This window comes from Cellulomonas sp. APG4 (assembly GCF_009996735.1).
GTDB lineage: Bacteria > Actinomycetota > Actinomycetes > Actinomycetales > Cellulomonadaceae > Actinotalea.
In genome coordinates this window covers 1-12,803 of sequence record NZ_JAACYI010000039.1, presented here as the reverse complement: position 1 = coordinate 12,803, position 12,803 = coordinate 1, and the positions used below count along the sequence as shown (strand labels likewise).

Sequence of the window (12,803 nt, the reverse complement as noted above, 5' to 3'; positions counted from 1 at the left end):
GGGGACGGGGAGGGCGCGGGGGCCCCCCCCCCCCGCGCCCGTGCCCCGGCGCGGGGGGGGGAGGGGGGGGGGGGGGGGGGGGGGAAGCGACAGAAGGGGGACCAGAAGACCCGCCGCGCGGAGAACCCAGACGGGGGGTCCCGGGCGGGGCCCCCCCCGCACGCTCCTGCCCGGTCGCGGCGCCCGCCCCCGCCACCGCCTCACGTGGCCAGCGCCCCGCGCACGATGCCGAGCAGCAGCCCGCGCACCTCGTCGCTGCGCAGGATCGCGATGAGCAGCCCCGCGAAACCTGCAGCCGCGACCGTCGCGATCGCGTACTCGGCCGTGGCCATGCCCGCGTCGCGCCCCACCGCGAGCGCGCGCCGCAGCCGACGGCCGGCACCCCGTGGGCGTGCGGCAGCGGGCCCGGGCCCGCGGCCCGGGGGCCGTACCCGTGCCACCGTCGGGGCCGACCCGTGCGGCCCAGGTCCTCGTCCTCGTCCCATGCGTTCCTCCTTCGATCACCGCCGGACCGGCCGACGGACGGCGCGGTGCCGCTCCGCCACGGTCGTCGCCCGCACCACGGCGCGCGGGAGAGGACCGTCGGCCCGGTGGACGCCGCCCCGGCGCGCCGGGCTGTGGGCGAGCGCACTCACCCGAGCGACGCCCCCGCCATGCCGAGCAGCACCGGGACGAGCCCGACCAGGACGAAGGCCGGGAGGAAGCACAGGCCCAGCGGGAGCACGAGGCGCACCCCGAGGCGGCCCGCAGCCTCGAGCGCCTCGGCCTGGGCCTCGACGCGCGCGGTGCCCGCCGCGGAGCGCAGGGCGCCCGCCGGAGGGGTCCCCTGCTCCCACGAGCCGCGCAGCGCGACGCGGACGGGGCGCAGGGCGCCGTCGGCACCCTCCCACGCCTCGTCCCAGGACGCGCCGAGCCGCAGCCTCGCCGCGACGCGCACGAGGCCGAGCCCCCTCCTGCCCCCGATCCCGGCACCCACGACCTCGAGCGCCCGCGGTGCGGCGGCACCAGAGGTGCACGCGGCGTCGAGCAGATCGAGGACGGTGGGCACCGCGACCTCGACGGCCGACCCTGAGGGTGCCGGACGCCCCGTCGCGCGTACCCCGAGGCGCGCCACCCGGCTCACGGTCCGCCGCCCGCACGGGTCGCACGGTCCACGAGCCGCTGCGACCACCGTCGACCCGCGAGTGCGAGGAGCGCGCCCGCCCCGCCGAGCACCGTCCCCGTGCCGCCGTCGAGGAGGACCTCCCACGGCCGGGCACCGAGCGCCGCGCCGAGGACGAGCCCGAGCACGGGCAGCCAGAGCAGCAGTCGCGCCGTGGCACGCGGGCCCGCGAGCGCCGTCCGGCGTGCCACGGCCGCCCGCTCGTCGGCCTCGAGCGCCTCGGCCACGCGCACGAGGACCTCCGCCGGAGGGGCACCGAGCTCGCGCGCGCACGCCGCGGCCGCCGCGATCGCCGCAGCCTGGGCCGCGGTGACACCGAGGCGGGCGACGAGGTCTGCGGTGCGCGGTGCACCGTCGTCGCAGCGCACGTGCTGGGACGCCCACGCGGCCTCGGGTGTCGCCCCGCTGCGCAGGGCGGCCGCGGCCTCGACCACGCCGTGCAGCGCACCCGCGGACGGCCCGGGGCGCACCTCGCGCCGCAGCCCGTCGGGGACCAGGCGCACGGGGCCGCGCCTCACGGCGTGACCTCGACGCCCCAGCGACGCGCGAACGCGGGCCAGCCGGGCGACGTCGCGACCGCCCCGGACGCGCGACGCTCGAGCACCGGTCGGACCGCGAGACCGCCGGGCTCGCGCACGACCTCACCCACTTGGCTCACGTAGCGCAGGCCGCCGTCGCGACGCAGGTGCACGACGGCGTGGACGGCGCTGACCGCCTGGGCCGCGAGCGCGGCCCGGTCCAGGCCCGCGAGCGCCCCGAGGGCCTCGAGCCTCGCGGGCACGTCCTCGACGGTGTTGGCGTGGATCGTCGCGCAGCCGCCCTCGTGGCCCGTGTTGAGCGCCGAGAGCACGTCGCGCACCTCGGCCCCGCGGCACTCGCCGAGGACGAGCCGGTCCGGGCGCATGCGCAGTGCGGTGCGCACGAGGTCGCTCAGGCTCACCTCGCCGGCACCCTCGACGTTGGCCGGCCGGGCGACGAGCCGGACCACGTGCGGGTGGTCCGGGTCGAGCTCGGGCGCCTCCTCGATGCACACGAGGCGGTGGTCGTGCGGCACGAGGCCGAGCAGGGTGCCCAGGAGGGTCGTCTTGCCGGTCCCCGTGCCGCCGGAGACGAGGAGGTTGGCGCGGGCCCGCACGAGCGCGTGGAGGGTCCCCGCGAACGTGGGCGTGAGGCCGCCCGAGGCCAGCAGCTCGGGGACCGTCCACCGGCGCCGCCGGAGCACGCGCAGGCTGAGCACGGCGCCGCCGTCGGCGACGGGCGGCAGGACGGCGTGCAGCCGGGTCCCGTCCGGGAGGCTCGCGTCCACCATGGGGCTCGCGTCGTCGAGCCGGCGACCCGCGACGGCCGCGAGTCGCACGGCGAGCGCTCGGACGGCGCGCGCATCGCCCAGGTCCACCGCTGCCCGCTCGAGCCCGTGGCCGCGGTCGAACCACACCTCGTCGGGGCGGTTCACCAGCACGTCGGTCACGCCCTCGGAGTCGAGCAGCGGTTGCAGCGGGCCGGCCCCCGAGAGCTCGTCGCGGACGGCTCGGACCAGGTGCGCGCGATCGTTGCTGCCGAGCACGCCGGCGACCCGCACGACCACGTCGTCCAGGCGCGCGTCGTCGCCCAGCTCGGCGACCTCGCGACGCACCGCCGCAACCATCGCCGGTGACGGAGGTCGCCGTCCCGGACGCGCGGGCCGCACCTGCACCGCCCGGGGGCCGCTCCGCTCGCTCACGCCGACCGCCGTGGCGCGACGTCGAGGAGACCCGCGACGCGCTGCGCGGCGCGGGCGAGCTGGCCACGTCGACGCACGACGGGACCCAGGCCCCGCTCGATCGCGCCGGCAAGGCCCCGCTCATCGGCCAGCACACCAAGGCAGCCGAGGCCGAGCACGTGCGCGGCCTCGGCCGGGGCGACCCGTGAGCTACGCCGTGCCCGCAGCACGAGCGCGGCGTCCGGGGCCACGAGCGGCGCGACCGCGAGGCCCGCCGCGACGCCGGGGAGGTCCTGCGTCGTGACGAGCACGTCCCGCGTCCGGCTCCGCGGCCACGTGCACGCGGTCCGTACGCGCGGATCCGCGAGCGCCGCGGCCGGGACGTCCATCACCACCGTGCGGCCCGCACGGCGCAGCGCGTCGAGCACTGCCGCGAGGGCGTCGAGCGCGTCCGGGGCGCCGCGGCGGTCCGGCCCCAGCACGTGGACGTCGCCCCAGTGCGGCAGCACCCCGTCGAGGTCGGCCGGATCGAGCTCGCCCTGCACGGCCGCGAGATCGGCCCACCGCGCGCCAGGGGCGTCCTCGATGCCGAGCACCACCTCGGTGCCGCCGCCGAGCAGACCCACGTCGACGAGCACCACCGGGCGGGTGGCCGCGACGCTGCGCGCGACCAGCGCCGCGAACGTCGTCGCGCCCGCGCCGCCCCGCGCACCCACCACCCGGACCAGCCCGCCCGTCGCCACCCCGACGCGGGCCGGACCGGATCCGTCACGCCGTCGTCCTGCCCCTGCCGTTCGCACCTCCACAGGCTGGGCGCCTGCCGCGACGTCGCCGTCGGGGGTCCCGCCCGCCTGGGGACACGACGCGCGCAACCGGGTCCGTGGACACCCGGGTCCGCGTCGTCGCTACGCTCGGGCCGAGCCGAGGAGGGGTTCATGCAGACGCCCGACGCGAGTCCGCCGCGCGCGGCGGCGTTCTTCGACCTCGACAAGACGATCATCGCGACGTCGTCGGCCACCGCCTTCTCGCGGCCCTTCTACGCGGGCGGCCTCATCACCCGGCGCGACGTGGTGCGCACCGCCTACGCCCAGTTCCTGTTCCTGGTGGGCGGCGCGGACGAGGACCAGACCGAGCGCCTGCGGGCCCACCTGTCCGCGATGGTCGCCGGCTGGGACGTCGCCCAGGTCTCGCAGATCGTCGCGGAGACGCTGCACCTGCACATCGAGCCGACCGTGTTCGCCGAGGCCCTCGCCCTCATCGAGGAGCACCACGCGGCCGGCCACGACGTGGTGATCGTCTCGGCCTCGGGTGCCGAGGTGGTCGAGCCGATCGCCGCGCTGCTCGGCGCCGACCACGTGATCGCCTCGCGCATGGAGGTGGCCGACGGGCGCTACACCGGCAACATCGACTTCTACGCCTACGGCCCGCACAAGGCCACGGCGATCGCTGAGCTCGCCGAGCGCGAGGGGTACGACCTCGCCGCGAGCCACGCCTACTCGGACTCGATCACGGACGTGCCGATGCTCGAGGCGGTCGGCAGTGCGGCCGTGGTCAACCCCGACCGCACGCTGCGGCGGCTCGCAGCCGAGCGCGGCTGGGACGTGCTGCGCTTCGAGCGGCCCGTGACGCTCCGGTCCCGCCTGCCCGAGCCCCGGCACGGCCTGCCCGTGCTCGCGGCCCTCGTGCTCGCCGCGGCGCTGGCCGTGCTGCTCGTGCGTCGGCGTCGCGGCCCCGCCTGAGGACCGGCTCGTGGGATGCACGTCCCACGAGCCGGACGCAGGATCGGGCGAACTCGGACAAGGGTCGCCCGTCCCTTCCGTCTGGGCGCCGACAGGCGTACAAAGGAAGCACAACAGCACAGCGGGCAGCGAGAACCCACGCGCGACCAGTCCACGAGCGGACCTGCATGAACGGGGCGTTCCCCGTCACGGCAGATTGTGCAGCGCCTGATACCTCGCTACCCGTGCTGGCGACGACGGCGTCCCTGCGGGGGCGCCGTCCTCGTGCGTGTCAGCGCGTCCCGCTGACCAGCCCGCGCCCCGCGAGCACCGCGTCCGCGACCTCGGTCGCATCCCGCGCCCCCGCCGTGACCGCCGCGGCGCAGTGCACCAGCCAGGCCGCGACCGGCTCGGGCCGCCCGGTCGCGAGACCCGCGGCCCGCGACAGGTGCAGCATCGGCTGCGCCGTCCACGCGAGCTCCGGGACCACGACCCCCACGGGCTCGACGCCGTCGCGCGTGAGCAGGTGGCGCAGCACGGCCCGGGCCACGGCGCCGTTGCCGGCGTCGAACGGCCGCAGCACCAGCAGCTCGCCGTGCACGACGGCGGCCCGGACCAGGGCGGGCACACCGGGCGGCAGCGGCTGGGCGGCCAGCTCGGCCACGCCCCGCAGACGGTGCGCGAGCTCGGCACCTGCGGGGGCCGGGCCGAGGCCCGTGAGGTCCTGGGGCGCCGCCGCCTCGCGCGGACGTCCGGGTCCACCGGTGCCGAGCACCGCGTGCAGGCGAGCGAGCAGCTGGGCCACGGGCACCGCGGGGCCTGCGGGGCCGGCCGCACCGGGCGCCGCCATGAGACGCGAGACCTCGGCCTGGACGCGCAGGGCACCGAGCACCGCGCCGCCTGCCGGGCCCGACGGCGGCTCGGCAGCCCCCCTCGCGACGTCGCGCACCAGGTCGAGCGGGACGCGCACGCCGTCGGCCGCGAGGCCTGCCCACGCGGCCCGGACGTCCGCCTCGGCACGCACGACCGCCCACTGCCGGCGCAGCGCGCGGTGCCAGCGCAGCCGGGTGCACGCCTCGCGCGCCTCCTCGACGGCCTCGGCGACGCCGGGCAGGGCGGCGAGCGCGGCGAGCGGGTGCACGTGCCCAACCTAGGGACGCCGGGCTGCACAATGGGCGCCATGAGCTCAGCGCCGAGTGTCTCGTCCTCGATCACCGTCCGCCTCAAGGTCCAGGCCCGCCCCACGGCGGTGAGCGAGCTGACCACGACCATCGAGCACGCCGGTGGCATCGTCACCGCGCTCGACGTGACGGCCTCGGGGCACGAGCAGATCGGCGTCGACGTCACGTGCGCGACGCGCGGTGAGGAGCACGCCGCGCAGATCGTCGCGGGACTGCGCGGGCTCGAGGGCGTCGAGGTGGACCGCGTGAGCGACCGGACCTTCCTCATGCACCTCGGCGGGAAGCTCTCGATCGAGTCGAAGGTGCCGATCCGCACGCGTGACGACCTGTCGATGATCTACACCCCCGGCGTCGCGCGCGTGTGCGAGGCGATCGCGGCGCGGCCCGCGGACGCACGCAACCTCACGATCAAGCGCAACACGATCGCGGTGGTGACCGACGGCACCGCCGTCCTCGGCCTGGGGAACATCGGACCGCTCGCGGCGCTGCCCGTCATGGAGGGCAAGGCCGCGCTGTTCAAGCGCTTCGCCGACATCGACGCGTTCCCCATCGCGCTCGACACGACCGACGTGGACGGGATCGTCGACGCCGTGTGCGCGATCGCACCCGTGTTCGCGGGCATCAACCTCGAGGACATCTCGGCGCCGCGGTGCTTCGAGGTCGAACGGCGCCTGCGCGAGCGCCTCGACATCCCGGTGTTCCACGACGACCAGCACGGCACGGCGATCGTGGCCCTCGCGGCGCTCACGAACGCGCTCAAGGTCGTCGGCAAGCGCATCGACCAGGTGCGCGTGGTCATGTCCGGGGCGGGCGCGGCCGGCACGGCGGTCCTCAAGCTGCTCATGGCCGCGGGCGTGACCGACACCGTGGTGTGCGACATCGACGGAGTGGTGCACGTGGGCCGGCCCGGCCTGGACACCTCGCTGCGCTGGACGGCCGAGCACACCAACCCGCGCCAGGTCACGGGCACGCTGCGCGAGGCCCTGGTGGGCGCCGACGTCTTCATCGGCCTCTCGGCCCCCGACATCCTCACCGGGGACGACATCGCGACCATGGCGCCGGACTCGATCGTGTTCGCGATGGCGAACCCGCGTCCCGAGGTGGACCCGGACGAGGCCGCGCAGCACGCGGCGATCGTCGGCACGGGCCGCTCGGACTTCGCGAACCAGATCAACAACGTGCTCGCGTTCCCCGGGGTGTTCCGTGGGCTGCTCGACGCGCAGTCGCACCGCGTGACACCCGAGCTGCTGCTCGCGGCGGCCCACGCGCTCGCCGAGGTGGTGGGCGAGGACGAGCTCAACCCGACCTACATCGTGCCGAGCGTGTTCAACCCCGAGGTCACGACGCGCGTGGCCACCGCGGTCGAGGAGGCCGCGCGCGCGGGCGGCGCACCGCACTCCTGAGCGCTGCGCGCCGGAACCCGCTCAGTCGGTGCTGTGCCGGTCGAGGAACTCGAACACCTCGGACTCCTCGACCCCCGGGAACGCACCGACCGGCAGCGGCGCGAGGATCTGCGCGTGCACGGCCGCGCTCGGCCACGCGCGGTCGGCCCAGCGCTCGCTCAGCCGCGGCGCGGGCTGGCGGCAGCAGCCGGGGTCGGGGCAGGTCGACCGCGTGCGCGTCGCGGTCTCGCGACCGCGGAACCACTTGGCCGACGCGAACGGCACACCGACGCTGATCGAGAACGCCCCGCCCGAGGCCGTGCCCGTCTGCGTCGACGCCCAGAACGTGCCCGCGGGCGTGTCGGTGTACTGGTGGTACTCGGTGGTCCGGACCGTCCGGGTGAACGCCTGCCGCGCGGGCCACTGCCGGCACACGAGCTGCCCCTCGATCGCGCCGGTCGAGTCGGTGGGCAGCGGCATGTCGTCGTTCTCGTATCCCTTGTAGAGGGTGCCGTCGTCGCCCACCCGCATGAAGTGCAGCCGCAGGCCCAGGTGCGAGGTGAGCAGGTTGGTCATGCGCTGGGCCGCGGTCTCGTGCGTCACGCCGAACGCGTCGCGGAAGTCCTCGACCGCGAGGTCCTTGGCCCGCTTGGCCTCGGTGAGGAACGCGACGGCAGCCGTGCGCGGCATGAGGCACGCCGCCGCGAAGTAGTTGATCTCGATGCGCTGGCGCAGGAAGTCGGCGTAGTCGGCGGGACGCTCGTGACCCAGCACGCGGTGCGCGATCGCCTGGAGCGCGAGCGATCGCAGGCCGTGCCCGCCCGGGATCGACGCGGGCGGCAGGTAGATGCGGCCGTGCGCGAGGTCGGTGACCGTGCGCGTCGAGTGCGGCAGGTCGTCCACGTGGATGAGCGTGAAGCCCAGGTGCTCGGCCATGCGCGCGACGCTGCGGTGCGTCAGGGCGCCCGACGTGTAGCCGCCGGTGCGCAGCGCCTCCTCGGCCGCGTCCTCGATCTCGGGCAGGTGGTTGTCGCGCTCACGCATCCACCTGCGCAGGGCGGTGGTGGCGCGGCGCGCCTCCTCGGGCGTGGCGATCGCGGCCTCGGCCCGCCGGGTCAGCTCGGAGTGCAGGCCGACGAGCGCCTCGAGCGCCTCGGTGGGCAGCGTGCGCGAGGGCCGCACGGCCGGCAGTCCGAGCCCGCGGTAGAGGGTCGAGCGCTGCGCGCGCTCGAGCTCGATCTCGAGGGCGGCCCTGCGCGACGGCGGCTCGGGCGCGAGGAGGTCCTGCACCCCGACGCCGAGCGCGGACGCGATCGCCTGGAGCAGGCCGAGACGCGGCTCGCGGTGCCCGTTCTCGACCAGCGAGAGCTGGCTCGCCGTGGCGCCCGCCGCCTGGCCGAGCTGCTCGAGCGTCATCCCACGCCGGGTGCGGACGTGGCGGATGCGGCGCCCGAGCGTGAGCAGGTCGTCGCCCGCCTGGGTGGGACCCTCGGGGTGGGGCAGCTCGATCACCGGTCGCGAGGCCATGGATGTGACGGTAGCGAAAGAACAGCGGTTCTTGCGGCCTGATCGGCGTTGAAGATGCGTCGCAGCGTGAGCACGGTGGGGACGAGCCCACGTCCCGAGGAGGCCACGTCCCATGACCGCACTCGACCACCGCCCGCCGTCGGGCCCGCACACCGAGATCGCTCTCGGCGCCCAGGCCACCGCCCCCGAGGTCGCTCCCGGCGCCCAGACCACCGCCCCCGCGGTGCCCCGCGCCCAGACCACCGCCCCCACCGGGCACGCGCGGCTGCGCTCCTGGGTCAGCGCGATCGCCGAGCTCACCCGGCCCGACGACGTCGTGTGGTGCGACGGCTCGTCCGCGGAGTACGAGCGGCTCTGCGCACAGCTCGTCGAGCAGGGCACGTTCCTCCCGCTCGACCCGGTCAAGCGGCCCCGCAGCTACCTCGCACGCTCGACCCCCGACGACGTCGCACGTGTCGAGAGCCGCACGTTCATCTGCTCCGAGCACGAGGCCGACGCCGGACCCACCAACAACTGGCGCGCGCCGGGCGCGATGCGGGCCGAGCTCCAGCACCTGTTCGACGGCGCGATGCGCGGCCGCACCATGTACGTGGTGCCGTTCTCGATGGGCCCGGTGGGCTCACCGCTCGCGCAGTACGGCGTCGAGATCACCGACTCGCCCTACGTCGTGGTGAGCATGCACCTGATGACGCGCGTGGGCACCGCGGTGCTCGAGCAGCTGGGCACCGACGGCGCGTTCGTCCCGGCCGTGCACAGCGTCGGCATGCCGCTCGTGGACGCCGACGGCGCCCGCCGCCCCGACGTCCCGTGGCCGTGCAGCAGCACCAAGTACATCTCGCACTTCCCCGAGACCCGCGAGATCTGGTCCTACGGCTCGGGCTACGGCGGCAACGCGTTGCTCGGGAAGAAGTGCTTCGCCCTGCGCATCGCGTCGGCGATCGCGCGCGACGAGGGCTGGCTCGCCGAGCACATGCTCGTGCTGCGGCTCACCTCGCCCGAGGGTCGCCGGTTCCACGTCGCGGCCGCCTTCCCGTCAGCGTGCGGCAAGACGAACCTCGCCATGATCCGGCCCACCCTCCCGGGCTGGACGGCCGAGACCCTGGGGGACGACATCGCGTGGATGCGCCCGGTGCCCGACGAGGACGGCCGGGTGCGCCTGCGCGCGATCAACCCGGAGGCCGGGTTCTTCGGCGTCGCGCCAGGCACCGGAGAGGCCACCAACCCGACGGCGGTCGCGATGGTGGCCTCGGACACGATCTTCACGAACGTCGCCCTGACCGACGACGGCGACGTCTGGTGGGAGGGCCTGACGGACGAGCCGCCCGCGCACCTGGTCGACTGGCAGGGCCGGGACTGGACGCCCGCGAGCGACCGCCCGGCCGCGCACCCCAACTCGCGTTTCACGGTGCGCGCGGACCGTTGCCCCAGCATCGCGGACTCGTGGGAGGACCCGGCGGGTGTGCCGATCGACGCGATCCTCGTGGGCGGCCGCCGCGCGACGAACGTGCCGCTCGTGGCCCAGGCCCGCGACTGGGCGCACGGCGTCTTCCTGGGCGCGACGATCTCGTCCGAGCAGACGGCCGCGGCCGAGGGGACGGTGGGCGACCTGCGTCGCGACCCGTTCGCGATGCTGCCGTTCTGCGGCTACCACGTGGGTGACCACTGGGCGCACTGGCTGCGGGTCGGCGAGCGGCTGGGAGCGGCCGCGCCCGCGGTGTTCTGCGTCAACTGGTTCCGCAAGGACGCCGACGGGCGGTTCCTGTGGCCCGGGTTCGGCGAGAACTCGCGCGTGCTCGCGTGGGTCGCCGGCCGCGTCGCGGGCACGGCCGAGGCCGTCGAGACCCCGGTGGGCCTGGTGCCCGCCCCCGGCTCGCTCGAGGTCGAGGACCTCGACGTGACGCCCGAGGACCTCGCGGCCCTGCACGACGTCGACCCCGTGGCGTGGGCACGCGAGTGCGAGCTGACCGACGCGTGGTTCGACCACGTGGGCGACCGCGTGCCGCGCGAGCTGCGCGCCGAGCTCGCGGGCCTGCGGTCCCGGCTCGGTGAGGGCTGAGCCGGGACGGCGCCGCGCTCAGCCGAAGAGCGCCGCGGCCTTCAGCACGGTCTGCAGGATCCCGTAGCCGAGCAGCGTGCCGACCACGCCCCACAGGGCGACGGCCATGACGCGCACGGGCGCGCCCGGCATGCTCGCGGCGGACGACGGCGTCGCGGTGACCTTCGTGGGGGTGGTCGCGGGGGTCGTGGCCACGTCAGGCCTCCTGGGGAGCGGCGGCGACGAGGTCGCCGGAGCGGTCGGGGGCCGGTGCGTCGAGCTCGTCGGTCGCCTCGGCGACCTCGTGGTGGCGCTCGTGCACCGGGCGGATGAGCAGGTTCGCGACGAAGCCGACGACCAGCAGGGCGGCCATCACCGTCATCGAGGGCAGGTAGAGCTCGGGTCCCTCGATCCCGGCCTCGCGCCGCCCGTCGACCATCGCGTTGACGATCAGGGGGCCCGCGACACCCGCAGCCGACCACGCCGTCAGCAGGCGTCCGTGGATCGCCCCCACCTCGAGCTTGCCGAACAGGTCCTTGAGGTAGGCAGGCACTGTCGCGAAGCCGCCGCCGTAGAAGCTCACGATCACGAAGGCGACCGTCACGAACAGCGCGGTCGCGGTGCTGCCTGCGACGGCGAGCACGGTGTAGAGGGCCGCGCCGACGCCCAGGTACATCACGTAGGTGAGCTTGCGGCCGATCTTGTCCGACAGGCTCGACCAGCCGAAGCGACCGCTCATGTTCGCGAGCGACAGCAGGCCCACGAACCCGATGGCCGCGGCCTCGGTCACGTCGTCGGGGAAGAAGTCCATGATCATGGGCTTGGCGTCCTCGAGGATGCCGATGCCCGCGGTGACGTTGACGAACAGCACCACCCACAGCAGGTAGAACTGCGGCGTGCGCACGGCGTTGCGGACGCGCACGTCGGCGAGGGTCTGCATCGCACCCTTCTTGACCACCGGCGTCCAGCCCTCGGGCTTCCAGCCCGGCGCGGGGAGGCGGATCACCGCGGCACCCGCGAGCATGAGCACCGCGTAGATCGCCGCGAGCGTGAGCATGGTCGGCACGAGGGCCTCGGCCGGCGGGCCGCCATAGGTGTTGAGCAGCCACTGGGTGAGCGGTGCGGCGACGAGTGCGCCGCCACCGAAGCCCATGATCGCGAGCCCCGTCGCGAGGCCGGCCCGGTCCGGGAACCACTTGATGAGGGTCGAGACCGGCGAGATGTACCCGATGCCCAGGCCCATGCCGCCGATCACGCCGTAGCCGAGGTAGACCAGCCACAGGTGCCCGAGCTGCACGCCGAGCGCACCCACGAGGAACCCCGTGACCCAGAACGTCGCCGAGAGCACCATCGCCTTGCGTGGCCCGTTGCGCTCCATCCAGACGCCACCGAAGGCCGCGGAGAGGCCGAGCATGACGATCGCGAGCGAGAAGATCACCGCGATCGGTGTGCCCACCTGCGTCTCCGGGTAGAACCTGTCCACCAGGGGATCCTTGATCACGCTGAACGCGTAGACCTGGCCGATCGACAGGTGGACAGCGAGGGCAGCGGGGGGCACGAACCAGCGGTTGTACCCCGCGGGCGCAATCGTCCGACTGCGGTCGAGCAGGTTCATGTGTTCCCTCCCAGGACATGGCCGCTCCGGCCGCATCCATGGTCCCGTCGGGCCGTGGCCCTCCACCAGGGGACCTTGGTCCGGTGGACCGCCGCGCGGGCCGTGTCCCACGGCGCTACGTTGAGGCGCGAGGAGCGCGGCCGAGTGACCCGGCCGGCCGCCGCAGCAGTCGCTGAGCGACAGGAGCCGATCGATGTCCACCCCCACGTCCCGACCTCCGAACGGCGAGCCCGAGGACGGCCTGACCGCCGCCGACAGGGCCGCGATGGGCCAGCACGCGGCCCCGCGCCCCACGCCACCCCCGCCGGGTGCGGGCGGCGCGCACGCCGGCGGCCCCGCAGGCCCCGCGACCTCCGAGGTCCCGGCCGGACCGCACACCGGTGCCGCCGGCACGCCGGCGCCGGGCACCGTCCCCACCGGGACGGAGCCCGCCGGGCACACCCCCGGTGGGCAGCCCTCGGCAGCCCCGGCGCCGACGCACGCC

12 protein-coding genes and 1 pseudogene are annotated in these 12,803 nt (G+C 75.6%); 4 read left to right on the top strand and 9 right to left on the bottom strand.

From position 1 onward, the window contains the following. Positions 1-200: 200 nt before the first annotated feature. The 5 genes from GXB85_RS17530 to GXB85_RS17510 form a co-directional block, all read right to left on the bottom strand. Complete coding sequence (locus tag GXB85_RS17530) at positions 201-485, bottom strand: DUF4244 domain-containing protein (RefSeq protein ID WP_161918956.1); 285 nt, start codon at positions 483-485, stop codon at positions 201-203. Between the two features lie 146 nt (positions 486-631). Beyond that, entirely contained in the window at positions 632-1,048 is a 417-nt protein-coding gene (locus GXB85_RS17525) for a type II secretion system F family protein (RefSeq protein WP_161918955.1), read from the bottom strand. A gap of 71 nt (positions 1,049-1,119) precedes the next feature. Continuing rightward, entirely contained in the window at positions 1,120-1,680 is a 561-nt protein-coding gene (locus GXB85_RS17520; RefSeq protein WP_161918954.1) for a type II secretion protein F, read from the bottom strand. Then, positions 1,677-2,795, bottom strand: coding sequence for a TadA family conjugal transfer-associated ATPase (locus tag GXB85_RS17515; protein ID WP_370524321.1), 1,119 nt, complete (start codon positions 2,793-2,795; stop codon positions 1,677-1,679). The genes GXB85_RS17520 and GXB85_RS17515 overlap by 4 nt, the downstream gene beginning before the upstream one ends. Positions 2,796-2,878: 83 nt before the next feature. Next, positions 2,879-3,661 carry a hypothetical protein gene (locus tag GXB85_RS17510; protein ID WP_161918952.1) on the bottom strand — a complete coding sequence of 261 codons (783 nt, stop codon included), beginning with the start codon at positions 3,659-3,661 and terminating at the stop codon, positions 2,879-2,881. A gap of 135 nt (positions 3,662-3,796) precedes the next feature. On the opposite strand from GXB85_RS17510, the gene GXB85_RS17505 reads away from it, so the two are divergent. Continuing rightward, on the top strand, positions 3,797-4,600 hold the full coding sequence (locus GXB85_RS17505; protein ID WP_161918951.1) for an HAD family phosphatase: 804 nt from the start codon (positions 3,797-3,799) through the stop codon (positions 4,598-4,600). Positions 4,601-4,871: 271 nt separating this feature from the next. Here the strand turns inward: GXB85_RS17505 and GXB85_RS17500 are convergent, their stop codons facing one another. Continuing rightward, on the bottom strand, positions 4,872-5,720 hold the full coding sequence (locus GXB85_RS17500; RefSeq protein ID WP_161918950.1) for a Fic family protein: 849 nt from the start codon (positions 5,718-5,720) through the stop codon (positions 4,872-4,874). A gap of 39 nt (positions 5,721-5,759) precedes the next feature. Between GXB85_RS17500 and GXB85_RS17495 the strand changes: the two genes are divergently transcribed. Continuing rightward, complete coding sequence (locus tag GXB85_RS17495; protein ID WP_161918949.1) at positions 5,760-7,163, top strand: NAD-dependent malic enzyme; 1,404 nt, start codon at positions 5,760-5,762, stop codon at positions 7,161-7,163. 21 nt (positions 7,164-7,184) lie between these two features. Here GXB85_RS17495 and GXB85_RS17490 read toward each other — a convergent pair whose 3' ends face one another. After that, entirely contained in the window at positions 7,185-8,669 is a 1,485-nt protein-coding gene (locus tag GXB85_RS17490) for a helix-turn-helix domain-containing protein (protein ID WP_161918948.1), read from the bottom strand. A gap of 112 nt (positions 8,670-8,781) precedes the next feature. Here GXB85_RS17490 and GXB85_RS17485 point away from each other — a divergent pair, with 112 nt between their 5' ends. Next, entirely contained in the window at positions 8,782-10,725 is a 1,944-nt protein-coding gene (locus tag GXB85_RS17485) for a phosphoenolpyruvate carboxykinase (GTP) (RefSeq protein ID WP_161918947.1), read from the top strand. 18 nt (positions 10,726-10,743) lie between these two features. Here the strand turns inward: GXB85_RS17485 and GXB85_RS17980 are convergent, their stop codons facing one another. Further along, complete coding sequence (locus GXB85_RS17980; protein ID WP_202628136.1) at positions 10,744-10,920, bottom strand: hypothetical protein; 177 nt, start codon at positions 10,918-10,920, stop codon at positions 10,744-10,746. A 1-nt stretch (position 10,921) separates the two neighbouring features. Continuing rightward, positions 10,922-12,319 carry an OFA family MFS transporter gene (locus tag GXB85_RS17480; protein WP_161918946.1) on the bottom strand — a complete coding sequence of 466 codons (1,398 nt, stop codon included), beginning with the start codon at positions 12,317-12,319 and terminating at the stop codon, positions 10,922-10,924. 193 nt (positions 12,320-12,512) lie between these two features. Here GXB85_RS17480 and GXB85_RS17475 point away from each other — a divergent pair. Continuing rightward, positions 12,513-12,803 (top strand): annotated as a pseudogene (locus GXB85_RS17475) (hypothetical protein); the annotation flags it as partial.